The sequence below is a fragment of the Ruegeria sp. G7 genome, from assembly GCF_056535465.1.
Window position 1 is genome coordinate 3293142 of sequence record NZ_JBQFIL010000001.1, and the last position, 13104, is coordinate 3306245.

At 61.1% G+C, this 13104-nt stretch carries 15 protein-coding genes; 11 read left to right on the forward strand and 4 right to left on the reverse strand.

Annotated features, from left to right (window positions below):
• Positions 1-47: 47 nt before the first annotated feature.
• The 4 genes from ACR3EN_RS16535 (at position 48) to ACR3EN_RS16550 (ending at position 3407) form a co-directional block, all read left to right on the forward strand.
• Positions 48-509 carry a peroxiredoxin gene (locus tag ACR3EN_RS16535; protein ID WP_480819679.1) on the forward strand — a complete coding sequence of 154 codons (462 nt, stop codon included), beginning with the start codon at positions 48-50 and terminating at the stop codon, positions 507-509.
• Between the two features lie 85 nt (positions 510-594).
• Positions 595-1413 (forward strand): ferritin-like domain-containing protein, encoded by an 819-nt coding sequence (locus ACR3EN_RS16540; protein WP_480820070.1) that lies wholly within the window; start codon positions 595-597, stop codon positions 1411-1413.
• Between the two features lie 178 nt (positions 1414-1591).
• On the forward strand, positions 1592-2917 hold the full coding sequence (locus ACR3EN_RS16545; protein WP_480870169.1) for a DUF5930 domain-containing protein: 1326 nt from the start codon (positions 1592-1594) through the stop codon (positions 2915-2917).
• The gene (locus ACR3EN_RS16550; protein ID WP_480819677.1) at positions 2907-3407 is read left to right on the forward strand and encodes a bactofilin family protein; all 501 of its coding nucleotides are present in this window, start codon (positions 2907-2909) and stop codon (positions 3405-3407) included. Before ACR3EN_RS16545 ends, ACR3EN_RS16550 begins: the two co-directional genes overlap by 11 nt.
• Positions 3408-3497: 90 nt before the next feature.
• Here the strand turns inward: ACR3EN_RS16550 and ACR3EN_RS16555 are convergent, their stop codons facing one another.
• Positions 3498-4280 carry a hypothetical protein gene (locus ACR3EN_RS16555; protein WP_480819676.1) on the reverse strand — a complete coding sequence of 261 codons (783 nt, stop codon included), beginning with the start codon at positions 4278-4280 and terminating at the stop codon, positions 3498-3500.
• 154 nt (positions 4281-4434) lie between these two features.
• On the opposite strand from ACR3EN_RS16555, the gene aqpZ reads away from it, so the two are divergent.
• Complete coding sequence (gene aqpZ, locus ACR3EN_RS16560; protein ID WP_480819675.1) at positions 4435-5121, forward strand: aquaporin Z; 687 nt, start codon at positions 4435-4437, stop codon at positions 5119-5121.
• A 47-nt stretch (positions 5122-5168) separates the two neighbouring features.
• On the opposite strand, the gene ACR3EN_RS16565 is transcribed toward aqpZ, so the two are convergent.
• Together ACR3EN_RS16565 and ACR3EN_RS16570 are read right to left on the reverse strand one after the other, a co-directional pair.
• On the reverse strand, positions 5169-5717 hold the full coding sequence (locus tag ACR3EN_RS16565; RefSeq protein WP_480819674.1) for a peptidylprolyl isomerase: 549 nt from the start codon (positions 5715-5717) through the stop codon (positions 5169-5171).
• On the reverse strand, positions 5710-6216 hold the full coding sequence (locus ACR3EN_RS16570; protein ID WP_480528787.1) for a peptidylprolyl isomerase: 507 nt from the start codon (positions 6214-6216) through the stop codon (positions 5710-5712). Before ACR3EN_RS16570 ends, ACR3EN_RS16565 begins: the two co-directional genes overlap by 8 nt.
• Before the next feature lie 136 nt (positions 6217-6352).
• On the opposite strand from ACR3EN_RS16570, the gene ACR3EN_RS16575 reads away from it, so the two are divergent.
• The 6 genes from ACR3EN_RS16575 (at position 6353) to ACR3EN_RS16600 (ending at position 12224) form a co-directional block, all read left to right on the forward strand.
• Positions 6353-7543, forward strand: coding sequence for a phosphoglycerate kinase (locus ACR3EN_RS16575; protein ID WP_480819673.1), 1191 nt, complete (start codon positions 6353-6355; stop codon positions 7541-7543).
• A gap of 123 nt (positions 7544-7666) precedes the next feature.
• Complete coding sequence (locus ACR3EN_RS16580; protein WP_480528784.1) at positions 7667-7966, forward strand: FtsB family cell division protein; 300 nt, start codon at positions 7667-7669, stop codon at positions 7964-7966.
• Positions 7967-8139: 173 nt separating this feature from the next.
• The gene (gene pdhA / locus ACR3EN_RS16585; protein ID WP_480819672.1) at positions 8140-9129 is read left to right on the forward strand and encodes a pyruvate dehydrogenase (acetyl-transferring) E1 component subunit alpha; all 990 of its coding nucleotides are present in this window, start codon (positions 8140-8142) and stop codon (positions 9127-9129) included.
• A gap of 15 nt (positions 9130-9144) precedes the next feature.
• Positions 9145-10518, forward strand: a complete 1374-nt coding sequence (locus ACR3EN_RS16590) for a pyruvate dehydrogenase complex E1 component subunit beta (protein ID WP_480819671.1) — start codon at positions 9145-9147, stop codon at positions 10516-10518.
• A gap of 14 nt (positions 10519-10532) precedes the next feature.
• Positions 10533-11834, forward strand: coding sequence for a pyruvate dehydrogenase complex dihydrolipoamide acetyltransferase (locus ACR3EN_RS16595; RefSeq protein ID WP_480819670.1), 1302 nt, complete (start codon positions 10533-10535; stop codon positions 11832-11834).
• Between the two features lie 147 nt (positions 11835-11981).
• Positions 11982-12224, forward strand: coding sequence for a hypothetical protein (locus tag ACR3EN_RS16600; RefSeq protein WP_480869459.1), 243 nt, complete (start codon positions 11982-11984; stop codon positions 12222-12224).
• 3 nt (positions 12225-12227) lie between these two features.
• On the opposite strand, the gene cysE is transcribed toward ACR3EN_RS16600, so the two are convergent.
• Positions 12228-13037, reverse strand: coding sequence for a serine O-acetyltransferase (gene cysE / locus ACR3EN_RS16605; protein ID WP_480819669.1), 810 nt, complete (start codon positions 13035-13037; stop codon positions 12228-12230).
• Positions 13038-13104: the final 67 nt, after the last annotated feature.

Here is a 13104-nt window from a genome sequence, read left to right on the forward strand (position 1 = left end):
GCCCTATGATAATGGGCGACCCTTAAATTTTTCAGCCGGAGTTCAAAATGCCCGACGTTTCAGACATCGCACCCGACTTTACACTGCCTCGTGACGGCGGCGGAGACGTGACCCTGTCGGAACAACGCGGTCGCGCCGTCGTTCTGTTTTTCTATCCCCGCGATGATACGCCGGGCTGCACCAAGGAATCCATCGGTTTCTCGGAACAGCTTCAGGCATTTAGTGACGCAGGCGCTAACGTTTTCGGCATCTCGCGCGACACTGTCGCCAAACATGACAAATTCGTCGCCAAACACGGGCTGACCACGCCACTGCTGTCCGATGACGGCCAGACCGTGTGCGAGGATTACGGCGTCTGGGTCGAAAAGAATATGTATGGCCGCAAATCCATGGGCATCGAACGGTCAACCTTCCTGATCGACGCCGAGGGCAAGATCGCCCGCGTCTGGCGCAAGGTGAAGGTTCCCGGCCACGTCGATGAGGTGCTTGAGGCCGTGCGCGGGCTCTGACCCTCTCGACCCGCCCTTGCATCCGCGCTATGCCCCGCACGCATACAGCGTAAGGGGACAAGCCGTGGCGAAAACACTGACCCAAATGGCGACCGAGGTTCTGACCACAGCGGATGGGCGGGCCAAGACCGCGCTATCCAAACGTCACGCCGCCGCTTGGTTCGCAACCCGCAAGGGCGAGGCTGAGGCGATCGAGATCGGAACCGCCACGCCCCCGCTGAACCCGGCGCGCCCGGACAAGCCCGATCTGCTGTCGCCGCGCGATGTGCCGCGTCGCAGGCCGGGGTCCGAGGCCGGGCGCATCGCGCTGCTGCACGCGGTCGCCCATATCGAGCTGAACGCGGTGGATCTGCACTGGGACATCATCGCCCGGTTCGGCCACGTCCCGATGCCCATCGGGTTCTACGACGACTGGGTCAAATGCGCCGAAGAAGAATCGCGCCATTTCGAGATGGTCTGCGATTGCCTTGAACAGATGAACAGCCATTACGGTGCCCTACCCGCCCATGCGGGCATGTGGCGCGCGGCCGAGGACACGGCTGAGGACCTGATGGGCCGCCTCGCCGTGGTGCCCATGGTGCTTGAGGCCCGCGGGCTGGACGTCACCCCCGGCATGATCGACATTTTCCGCAAGGCCAAGGCAGATGACGCCGTGGCCGCGCTGGAAGTGATCTATGCCGAAGAGGTCGGCCATGTCGCCTATGGCTCGAAATGGTTCCACTTCCTGTGCGGACGCGAAAATGCGGATCCCAAGGATGTGTTCCACACGCTGGTGCGCCGCTATTTCCACGGTGCACTCAAGCCACCCTTCAACGAGGAAAAGCGCGCCGAAGCGGGCCTGCCGCCCGATTTCTACTGGCCGCTGACCGAAGAGTTGCCACCACCAGGAGTTGTGGCCAACTGACCGGAAACGCCCGGTTTCGGCAAGTTCCCGCCGATCGCCTGCGGGAATTCCCCGCTCGGGGCGCTTGATTGGTTAACAAACTTGCCCGATTGACCCGACCGCTTTATGCAGTCGCCCCAAGGGGCGGCTACTCACTCACGACCGGCTCCGGGATATGGGGACAATTGAGGTAGGACGCGTGCGCACACGTCTGGCAATAAAACTACACTCACTGCTCGAGCGGCACTTTCCTGAACGCCGGGTCTTTCTGAAATCCGACAATGACACCCGGTTCATCCGGCTGAGTTCCGAGACTCAGATCGCCGCCGTCGCAGGCGTCGCCGTGATGGTCGCCTGGACCGCGATCGCAACGTCCATCCTGCTGATGGATAGCATCGGGTCGGGGAATTTCCGGGAACAGGCCAAGCGCGATCAGGCGACCTATCAGGAACGGCTGAACATCCTGTCGGCGGAACGCGACGCGCGCGCCGCCGAGGCGCTGGCCGCTCATGAACGGTTCAACGCGGCGCTGGAGCAGATTTCTGTGACGCAGTCCGAGCTGCTGGAATCGGAAAATCGGCGCCGTGAGCTTGAGACCGGGATCGAAGTTATCCAGACCACTCTGCGCGCGACCATGAAACAGCGTGAAGACGCCCGTTCTGAGCTAGCCGAGCTGAAGGACAATTCGGACGGCGATGCGGCCTATATGATGGCGTCGGCCAACCCGGCGCAAATGGCCTTCATGACCGAGGCACTGGCCCGCACCGCCGCGCAGCGCGACCAGATCGCAGCCGATGCGCAGGGTGCGCTGGATCAGAAAGATGAGTTGGAGTTGGAAATCCGGCTGATGCAGGAACGCAGCGACGAGATCTTCCGCCAGTTGGAAGAGGCAATGCTGATCTCGGTCGAGCCCTTGGACAAAATGTTCCGCAGCGCGGGCATGCCAACAGATCGTATCCTCGACGAAGTACGGCGCGGATATAGCGGTATGGGCGGTCCGCTGACCCCTTTATCCCTGAGCACACGCGGTGAGGAGCTGACCCCCGACCAGATCCGCGCCAATATCCTGCTGGAACAGATGGACCAGCTGAACCTCTATCGCATCGCTGCCGAAAAGGCCCCCTTCGCCAGCCCGGTGCGCGCAGCGGTTCGCTTCACCAGCGGCTATGGCACCCGCCGAGACCCCAAAACCGGGGGCCGTCGCATGCATAACGGCGCAGATTTCGCCGGCCCGGCCGGCACCGATATCTTTGCGACGGCCGACGGCGTGGTCACCCATGCAGGCTGGCAATCGGGCTTTGGACGGCTGGTCAAGATCAGGCACGCCTTCGGGATTGAGACACTTTATGCTCATAACACCAAGATACGCGTAAAGGTTGGTCAAAGGGTCTCGCGCGGGGATCATATTGCTGATATGGGTAGCACCGGACGGTCCACCGGCACGCACCTGCACTATGAGGTGCGCGTGAACGGAAAACCTGTAAATCCAATGACTTACATCAAGGCTGCGAGAAATGTTTTCTAAGAGCAAAATCAACGAACCCGGATCGAAAGAGCCTGAGGCAGCAAAACCCGCCGCTCCGGCCACTCCGGCGGCCCCTGCACCGGCTGAAACCAAGGCCAGCACCCCGCCCAAGCCCAAGCCGCCCGCATCGGTCCTGTCCTCGGACCTGCACATTACCGGCAACCTGAAGACCTCGGGCGATATCCAAGTCGAAGGCACCGTCGAAGGCGACATCCGCGCCCATCTGCTGACCATCGGCGAAACCGCCACCATCAAGGGCGAAGTCACCGCCGATGACGTTGTGGTCAATGGCCGCATCGTGGGCCGTGTGCGTGGCCTGAAGGTCCGCCTGACCTCCACCGCACGGGTGGAAGGCGACATCATCCACAAGACCATCGCCATCGAAAGCGGCGCGCATTTCGAAGGCTCTGTACAGCGTCAGGACGACCCGCTGAACCCGGGCCGCGGTGGCAAATCGGGGGCCAACCCTGCTGCGGAAGCACAGAAGTAAATCCAGCACCGGATTTCAGAGACCAACGCCGCAGCCCGCGCTGCGGCGTTTTTCTTTGACCGGGCCGCATCCGGCTGACTTGATGCTCGGCTAATCCGGCGGCTGGTTCCAGCTTGCGTCCGTTTCAATGACGGCTGCGACGGCCAACGCCTTCTCTGACAGATCAGGCGGCGTATCATCGGCAAAGGCCAACTGCTGCAACCTGAGATACATCGCGCGAGAGGTGTAAAAATCGAACACCTCGGTGCGCGCCGGGCTTTCCCAGAAGGCGGTCATCCAGACCGACTCGCGCCCCGGTACGCGCCCCGCACACCAATCCCGCCAGAACCGGCGGCCCAGAACCGCGCTGCGCTGTGCCGCCACCTGATCCAGCAGCTCCTGCAACGGCCAACCAGCCAGCGCGAACATGCACAATGTATCGTCAAGCGCCTCGCCCATATCATCCGCAAGGGCGCGGTTCAGGTAAAGGCGCTGGAAGCGGTCTAGAACACTCCATTCTTCAGCGGACCAGTTCGCGGCAACGCCCGTGGCGAACCGGTTCAGACTGACTTCGGGGCCGGCATTGCTGACATCCTCGCCATAGGCCAGAATTTCCAGCACACGCGGCAAAAGATAACCCCATGTCGCTTTGGCGATCCCGCCCGGGTCATAGGCCGCAAAGTACCAGTCCTGAACATAGCTCAGTGGCAGATCGCCGATCGGAGGATTGAAGAAGTCTGCTTCGATATCGGCATCCATGCAGCATCCCTCGCACACCTCGATGCTTGCAGGTTTGGGATAGGCGAACACGCGATAGGCCTCTTGCACAAGCTCGTAAAACGGCTCGCCCAGTGCGACCTTCGGAGTGAAAGGCTGTTTGCGTTCTTGCGTCATACGAACCCCGCTGAAAACTGAAGAGGGTGCCTCAGGTCTACCCCCGTGCCAAGCATCTGGCAAACCCATCGCTTGAAACGGGCCGCAAACTTCAATTTCACAAAAACTGATTTCTGAATTACACTCCACCCCATTGTTTTCCGGAGGAGATTTCATGCCATCAAAACTCATGGCCGAGTTTTTCGGCACGTTCTGGCTGGTCCTGGGCGGCTGTGGCAGCGCGGTACTGGCGGCAGGTGTGGCCGATGTGGGCATCGGCTGGCTGGGTGTTTCGTTTGCCTTTGGCCTGACCGTTCTGACCATGGCCTACGCGGTCGGTCATATCTCGGGCGGGCATTTCAACCCTGCAGTCAGTCTGGGTCTGATGATCGGAGGGCGGTTCGACGCCAAAGACCTGATCCCCTACTGGATTGCGCAGGTCATCGGCGCGATTGCCGCCGCTGCGGTGCTGTATCTGATCGTCAGCGGTGCGCCCGGCTTTGAAGGCGCGGGCAGCTTTGCCTCGAACGGATATGGCGAGGCGTCACCCGAAGGATACTCGCTAATGTCGGCGCTGGTGATCGAGATCGTGATGACGGCGTTCTTCCTCATCATCATCCTGGGCGCGACGTCTAATTTTGCGCCTGCAGGGTTTGCGCCTATCGCCATCGGCCTCGGGCTGACCCTGATCCACCTGATCTCGATCCCGGTGACGAACACATCCGTCAACCCGGCGCGGTCAACAGGCGTGGCCCTGTTCGCGGACGGTCCGGCGCTGGCGCAGTTGTGGCTGTTCTGGGTGGCCCCGCTGATCGGTGCTGCAATCGGAGCGGTGATCTGGCGGGCAATGGGCGACGATTAAGCCCAAGACAAAGGCCCCGGTGCAATCCGCACCGGGGCCCTGTCTGTTCACTCGGTCACAGTGACCTTTTTCATCGCATCCGGCTGGCCAATGACCGCACCATTCGGCCCGTCGCCGCGCTTGATTGCGTCGACCACATCCATCCCGTCCGTGACCTGACCGACCACGGTGTACTGGCCGTTCAGGAACGGACCCGGTGCAAACATGATGAAGAACTGCGAGTTGGCACTGTCGGGATCCTGCGCCCGCGCCATACCGACCACACCCCGGTCATAGTTATAGTCCGAGAACTCGGCGGGCAGGTCAGGACGGTCCGAGCCTCCAGTGCCCGCGCGGCGCATATCCGCGCCCAGACGGCCATGTTCGACATCGCCGGTCTGCGCCATGAAACCGTCGATCACACGATGGAACACCACGCCATCATACTGACCGGCAGCGGCCAGCGCGGTGATCTGTTCGACATGCTGCGGTGCAAGATCCTCGAACAGATCAACGGTGACGGTGCCGTTGGCACCCTCACCTTCGATTTCGATCTCAAGACCCGTGGCCAGCGCAGGGCTGGCCAGCAGAGCGAATGCGGCGGCCAGCTTATACATCGGCGGCCACCTTGACGCTGATCATGCGGTCGGGGCTCGCAGGCGGCTCACCGCGGACGATGGCGTCCACATGCTCCATCCCGTCGATGACGCGGCCATAGACGGTGTATTGACCGTTCAGGAAGTGGTTGTCCTTGAAGTTGATAAAGAACTGCGAGTTGGCCGAATCCGGGTTGGCCGAGCGTGCAGCGCCCAGCGTACCGCGATCATGGGGCAGTTTCGAGAACTCGGCCGGGACATTCGGCAGCGACGAACCACCGGTGCCCGCCATGCGGATGTTGAACCCGTCTTCCATATCGCCATGCTGCACATCGCCGGTCTGCGCCATGAACCCGTCGATGACCCGGTGAAAGGCCACGTTGTCATACTCGCCGCCACGCGCCAGTTCCTTCATGCGCGCCGAATGCTGAGGGGCCACGTCCGGCAGCAGCTCGATCACGACGTTGCCGTCCTTCAGCTCGATGATGATCGTGTTTTCGGGGTCTTTGATCTCGGCCATCTGGCCCTCCTGTCTTTGAAACTTGCGCAAATACCTAAGACGCGGGCGCGCGAATGCCAAGTGACGCATTGACCTGAAGGCAAAATGCAGGAAAAGAACCGCCAGAAACTGGATGCAATGGGCAAGGATAGGCGCGATGGGCTGGAAATCTCTGGACGATATGGATCTGAACGGCAAACGGGTTCTGGTGCGCGTGGATATCAACGTGCCCGTCGCGGATGGCGTGGTCACAGATGACACCCGCATCCAGCGCATTGTGCCCACCGTGCGCGATATCCTCGCTGCTGGCGGCAAGCCGATCCTGCTGGCCCATTTCGGGCGTCCCAAGGGCGAACGCATTGCTGAGATGTCCCTGAAACAACTGGTGCCCGCGCTTGAGGCGGCGTTTGCCGTTCCCGTCCGCTTTGCCGATGATTGCGTCGGGCCTGATGCCGAAACCGCCGCCGCATCACTGGGCGATGGAGAGGTCCTGCTGCTGGAAAACACCCGCTTCCATGCCGAGGAAACCAAAAACAGCGTGCCTCTTGCAGAAGGCATGGCAAAGCTGGGCGACGTCTATTGCAACGATGCCTTCTCGGCCGCCCACCGCGCCCACAGCTCGACCGAGGCGCTGGCCCGTCTACTGCCCGCCTGTGCCGGGCGCCTAATGCAACAAGAACTCAGCGCGCTTGAGGCCGCCCTGGGCGCGCCCAAGCGCCCCGTCACGGCGGTTGTCGGCGGCGCGAAAGTGTCGACCAAGCTGGACCTGCTGAGCAACCTGATTGAGAAGGTCGACTATCTGGTCATCGGCGGCGGCATGGCCAACACGTTCCTTGTGGCCAAGGGGATCGACGTTGGCAAATCATTGGCCGAACACGCGATGACGGACACCGCAGCCGAAATCCTCGGCAAAGCCGAAAGCACCGGCTGCACCATCGTCCTTCCGCGTGACATCGTTGTGGCCGAGGCATTCGAGGCCAACGCGCCACATCAGGTTCTGCCCGCAGATCAATGCCCCGCCGACGCGATGATCCTGGACGCCGGACCCGAAAGCGTTGCCGCCGTGTCCGAGGTGCTGGAGAAAAGCCAGACCCTGATCTGGAATGGCCCGCTGGGCGCGTTCGAGCTGACCCCGTTCGACGCGGCCACCAACGCCGCCGCCCTCAAAGCCGCCGCATTGACCCGCGACGGAAAGCTGACCTCGGTCGCGGGCGGAGGCGACACGGTCGCCGCCCTGAACGCATCCGGCGCGGCGGCGGATTTCTCGTATATCTCGACCGCTGGTGGAGCATTCCTGGAATGGATGGAAGGCAAGACCCTGCCGGGTGTGGCCGCACTGGACCAGTAAGCCGCCCGGCGCAGCATTTTGCGCGGAGGGGGATTCACAAGCCGAATCAGCTGTGACATAGTGCGTGCAGACATCCGCAAAGGATGCGTTTCTGAGGCAGTTTGTTACACGGCGGTTGACACAGTGACCCGTTCCCATCGGCCCGGTCTGGGGGCTTTCATCTTTTTCTCGGTTGCTTTCATGCTCGGCGTCTATTTCACCTTTGCCGCCGTGCAGGGGGATTACGGCCTGTTTCGCCGTGTCGAGATTGCAGCAGAACGCACAGCGCTCTCGCATGATCTGGAACGGCTGAATTCCGAAATCGCCCGGATGGAGAACCTGACCCGCCGCCTGTCCGACACCTATCTGGATCTCGACTTGCTGGATCAGCAAGCGCGCTCGGTGCTCGGCATGATCCGCGCCGACGAAATCGTCATCCGCTGACAAGATTTTTCGACGAAAAATCTCCGCACCGTTCCGCCCATGAAACAAGCGCTGCATCCTGGAAAGATGCGCGCCCTGCCCCCGCGTCACTTTTACCCTCGCCAGATGAAGCGAAATGCCTTAGAAGATAGTTTAACGCTAAACTATCTTGCCGAAAGGGGGAGATCGCCACAATGGCTGCGCGAAAAACCACAAAGAAACCAAATGTTTCTGCGGAAGAACTGACTACATACTACCGCGAGATGCTACTGATCCGCCGATTCGAAGAAAAGGCGGGCCAGCTTTACGGTATGGGTCTGATCGGCGGGTTCTGCCACCTTTACATCGGACAAGAGGCGGTTGTCGTCGGGCTCGAGGCTGCAGCGAAAGAGGGTGATAAACGCATCACCTCCTACCGCGACCACGGTCACATGCTGGCCTGCGGGATGGACCCGGGCGGCGTGATGGCCGAACTGACCGGGCGCGAGGGCGGCTTGTCCAAGGGCAAGGGCGGCTCGATGCATATGTTCTCGAAAGAGAAGCATTTCTACGGCGGCCACGGCATCGTCGGCGCGCAGGTCCCGCTCGGCGCAGGTCTGGCCTTCGCCGACAAGTATAAGGAAAACGGTGGCGTCACCTTCACCTACTTCGGCGACGGCGCGGCCAACCAGGGTCAGGTCTACGAGACCTTCAACATGGCGGCTATCTGGGAACTGCCAGTCGTATTCGTCATCGAGAACAACCAATACGCTATGGGCACATCGCAGGCGCGTTCGACCTCGACCAAGGACATCTACCACCGCGGTGAGGCCTTCGGTATCCCCGGTGAGATCGTTAACGGCATGGATGTTCTGGCCGTCAAAGCCGCTGGCGAAAAGGCCGTGGCCCACTGCCGCGCTGGCAAGGGTCCTTATATTCTTGAGGTGAAAACCTACCGCTACCGCGGCCACTCGATGTCCGACCCGGCCAAGTACCGCACCCGCGAAGAAGTTCAGAAGGTCCGCGAACAAAGCGATCCGATCGAACACGTGCGCGAGCTGCTGCTGACCGGCAAACACGCGACCGAGGATGACCTGAAAGCGATCGACAAAGAGATCAAAGAGATCGTCAATCAGGCCGCCGAATTCTCAAAAGAAAGCCCCGAGCCTTCCGTCGAAGAGCTCTGGACCGACATTTACGCCTGAGAGGACGACTAAGACATGGCAACCGAAATTCTCATGCCCGCCCTTTCGCCCACAATGGAAGAGGGCACGCTGGCCAAATGGCTGGTCAAGGAAGGCGACACCGTATCTTCGGGCGATATCATGGCCGAGATCGAAACCGACAAAGCCACGATGGAGTTCGAAGCCGTCGATGAAGGCATTGTCGGCAAGATCCTGATCGACGAAGGCACCGAAGGGGTCAAGGTCAATACCCCCATCGCGATCCTGGTCGAAGAAGGCGAAGACGCCTCCGCCCTGCCCGCGGCTGCGCCCGCAGCCGCAGCGGTGACCGAGGCCGCCCCTGCGGCGGTTGAGGCCTCCGCTCCTGCAGCAGCAGCGCCTGCCGCGCCGGTCGTGGACCTGTCCCCCGACTGGCCCGCAGACGCCGAGATGGCGCAGCAAACGGTCCGCGAGTCTCTCCGCGACGCGATGGCAGAAGAAATGCGCAGTGATGGAGACGTTTACCTGATGGGTGAAGAAGTCGCCGAATATCAAGGCGCCTACAAAGTCTCTCAAGGTCTGCTGGATGAATTCGGTGGCAAACGCGTCATCGACACGCCCATCACCGAACATGGTTTTGCCGGTATCGCCGTCGGCTCGGCCTTTGGCGGCCTGAAACCCATCGTCGAGTTCATGACCTTCAACTTCGCCATGCAGGCGATTGACCAGATCATCAACTCCGCCGCCAAGACGCTCTATATGTCTGGCGGTCAGATGGGCTGCCCGATCGTGTTCCGTGGTCCCAACGGTGCTGCCGCCCGCGTAGCCGCGCAGCACTCCCAGGACTACGCCGCGTGGTACATGCAGATCCCCGGCCTGAAAGTCGTGATGCCCTACTCGGCAGCCGACGCCAAAGGCCTGCTGAAATCAGCGATCCGCGACCCCAACCCGGTGGTCTTCCTGGAAAACGAAATCCTCTACGGCCGGTCCTTCGATGTGCCGCAGGTGGATGACCTGACCGTCCCGCTGGGCAAGGCCCGCATCTGGCGCGAAGGCTCGGACGTGACCATCGTCAGCTTCGGCATCGGCATGCAATACGCTCTGGAAGCCGCCGACAAACTGGCCGAAGACGGCATCAGCGCCGAGGTCATCGACCTGCGCACCATCCGTCCGATGGATACCGGCGCGATCATCAACTCGGTTATGAAAACCAACCGCCTGGTAACTGTCGAAGAAGGCTGGCCGCAAGGCTCGGTCGGCAGCTACATCAGCTCGGTCGTGATGCAGGAAGCGTTTGACTATCTCGACGCGCCGGTCATCAACTGCACCGGCAAGGACGTTCCGATGCCCTATGCCGCGAACCTCGAAAAGCTGGCCCTGATCACCACCGATGAGGTGATCGCCGCCGTCAAACAAGTGACCTACCGGTAAGGAGCGACAGACAGATGCCCACCGAAATTCTGATGCCCGCCCTTTCGCCCACTATGGAGGAAGGCACACTTGCCAAATGGCTGGTCAAAGAGGGCGATACCGTCTCGTCCGGCGACCTGCTGGCCGAGATCGAAACTGACAAAGCCACGATGGAGTTTGAGGCCGTTGACGAAGGCACCATCGGCAAGATCCTGATCCCGGAAGGCTCCGAAGGGGTCAAGGTCAACACAGCCATCGCGGTCCTGCTGGAAGACGGCGAAAGCGCCGATGACATTGGCACCGCACCTGCAGCAGCCCCAGCGGCTGCTCCCGCAGCCGCCGCGGGTAACGAGGCTGCCACGCCAGCGGCATCCGAGGTGCCCGCCCCTGCCCCGGCAGCACCGGCCAAGGCCGATGGTGGTCGTATCTTCGCCTCACCTCTGGCCCGCCGGATTGCCGCACAAAAGGGCCTCGATCTGGCGCAGATCGCCGGCTCGGGCCCGCATGGCCGCATCGTCAAAGCGGATGTTGAAGGCGCAACTGCAACCGCTCCGGCCCCCGCCGCAGCACCTGCAGCCGCCGCTCCGACAGCCGCAGCACCGGCTGGCCCATCCGCAGATGCCGTCGCCAAGATGTACGAAGGTCGCGACTACGAAGAGGTCAAACTCGACGGCATGCGCAAAACCATTGCCGCGCGCCTCAGCGAAGCCAAGCAGACCATCCCGCATTTCTACCTGCGCCGCGACATCAAACTGGACGCGCTACTCAAGTTCCGCAGCCAGCTGAACAAGCAGTTGGAAGGCCGGGGCGTGAAGCTCAGCGTCAACGACTTCATCATCAAGGCCGTCGCCAACGCGCTGCAGCAGGTTCCAGAATGCAACGCCGTCTGGGCGGGCGACCGGGTTCTGCAACTGAAACCATCGGACGTAGCGGTCGCAGTCGCCATCGAAGGCGGTCTATTCACTCCGGTCCTGCAGGATGCCGACACCAAGTCTCTGTCTGCGCTCTCGACCGAGATGAAGGACCTCGCCGGACGCGCCCGCGAACGCAAGCTGGCCCCGCATGAATATCAGGGCGGCACGTTTGCAGTCTCGAACCTCGGCATGTTCGGCATCGACAATTTCGACGCCATCGTGAACCCGCCGCACGCTGGTATCCTTGCGGTCGGCACCGGGCTGAAAAAACCGGTTGTGGGCGATGATGGAGAGCTGACGGTCGCCACCGTGATGTCCGTGACCATGTCGGTCGATCACCGGGTCATCGACGGTGCACTGGGGGCTCAGCTGCTGCAAGCCATCGTGGAAAACCTGGAAAACCCGATGGTCATGCTGGCCTGATTAAACATTACCCGCCGGGGTCTAACCTCGGCGGGTGCTCTCACGATCACCGCCACGATGTGAGCAAGCGTGATCGTCCGTGCAGTTGCCCAAACGCCCCGACTTCACCACCTTGGATGCAAACGGAATGCAATCCAAAGGTGGGCCATGCGCGTTTCTGATCTAACCAAAACCCTGCTTCTGGTGGTCCTGACTGCTACCACAGTTCCGGCTACTGCCATCGCAAAACCAAACAGCTATCCCGGCGAGAATTCAAAGTTCAGGTCAAGCGACCCCGCCGTGATCGCGCAACAAAAGGCCGACCGTGAGCGGCGGATTGAGCTGCGCAAGCAACGTCGGGAAGAGCGAAAGCGCGCCCGGCAAGAACGACGCAACAGCCAATCAAACTAAGTGCTACTGGTCTTTCCCAAGCATGTGATCCATCGAGATTGAGGGCTGATCGCAGCCCGCCTCGCCCACGATCTTTGCCGGTATTCCCGCGACCGTCTTGCAGGCCGGCACCTCTTGCAGCACAACCGATCCTGCGGCAATGCGGCTGCAGTGGCCCACTTGGATGTTGCCCAGCACCTTGGCTCCGGCTCCGATCAGAACACCATCCCCAATTGTAGGATGGCGCTGTTCCTCTTCCTTGCCGGTCCCACCCAGTGTCACCGAATGCAGCATCGAGACATTGTCCCCGACCACAGCGGTTTCACCGATCACGATCGAATGGGCATGATCGATCATGATACCTTTGCCAATCTTCGCCGCGGGATGGATGTCGATCCCGAAGATCTCAGAGGATCGCATCTGGAAGAAATAAGCCAGATCATGACGTCCCTTGCGCCACAGCCAGTGGGCCACGCGGTAGGCCTGCATGGCCTGATAACCCTTGAAATACAGGATAGGCTGCAACAAACGGTGGCACGCCGGGTCCCGCTCGTAAACGGCCATCAGGTCAGCCCGTGCCGCAGCGATCAGGGATTTGTCGTCTTCGTAAGCCTCATCCACGATTTCGCGCAGAACCATCATCGACATTTCATTCGAGCACAGCTTAGCCGAAATCCGATAAGACAAAGCGCGTTCCAGACTGCGATGATGCAGGACGCAGGCATGTACCAAGCCGCCCATCAGCGGCTCTTTCTCGACGGCGGATTGGGCTTCTGATGTGATGCGATCCCAAACCGGATCGACCGGTGTGACTTGGCTGCGCTTTTCAAACATGGCTTTTCATCCTTTGCTGCGCCTAGAATGCCATCTAGAGGTAAAAACTCCAAACGCAAACCCTTGA

Excerpts from the sequence above, each read along its gene's own strand:
- ACR3EN_RS16535 (WP_480819679.1), top strand. The coding sequence starts at position 48 with ATGCCCGACGTTTCAGACATCGCACCCGACTTTACACTGCCTCGTGAC.
- ACR3EN_RS16540 (WP_480820070.1), top strand. The coding sequence starts at position 595 with ATGGCGACCGAGGTTCTGACCACAGCGGATGGGCGGGCCAAGACCGCG.
- ACR3EN_RS16550 (WP_480819677.1), top strand. The coding sequence starts at position 2,907 with ATGTTTTCTAAGAGCAAAATCAACGAACCCGGATCGAAAGAGCCTGAG.
- ACR3EN_RS16555 (WP_480819676.1), bottom strand. The coding sequence starts at position 4,280 with ATGACGCAAGAACGCAAACAGCCTTTCACTCCGAAGGTCGCACTGGGC.
- aqpZ (WP_480819675.1), top strand. The coding sequence starts at position 4,435 with ATGCCATCAAAACTCATGGCCGAGTTTTTCGGCACGTTCTGGCTGGTC.
- ACR3EN_RS16565 (WP_480819674.1), bottom strand. The coding sequence starts at position 5,717 with ATGTATAAGCTGGCCGCCGCATTCGCTCTGCTGGCCAGCCCTGCGCTG.
- ACR3EN_RS16570 (WP_480528787.1), bottom strand. The coding sequence starts at position 6,216 with ATGGCCGAGATCAAAGACCCCGAAAACACGATCATCATCGAGCTGAAG.
- ACR3EN_RS16575 (WP_480819673.1), top strand. The coding sequence starts at position 6,353 with ATGGGCTGGAAATCTCTGGACGATATGGATCTGAACGGCAAACGGGTT.
- pdhA (WP_480819672.1), top strand. The coding sequence starts at position 8,140 with ATGGCTGCGCGAAAAACCACAAAGAAACCAAATGTTTCTGCGGAAGAA.
- ACR3EN_RS16590 (WP_480819671.1), top strand. The coding sequence starts at position 9,145 with ATGGCAACCGAAATTCTCATGCCCGCCCTTTCGCCCACAATGGAAGAG.
- ACR3EN_RS16595 (WP_480819670.1), top strand. The coding sequence starts at position 10,533 with ATGCCCACCGAAATTCTGATGCCCGCCCTTTCGCCCACTATGGAGGAA.
- ACR3EN_RS16600 (WP_480869459.1), top strand. The coding sequence starts at position 11,982 with ATGCGCGTTTCTGATCTAACCAAAACCCTGCTTCTGGTGGTCCTGACT.
- cysE (WP_480819669.1), bottom strand. The coding sequence starts at position 13,037 with ATGTTTGAAAAGCGCAGCCAAGTCACACCGGTCGATCCGGTTTGGGAT.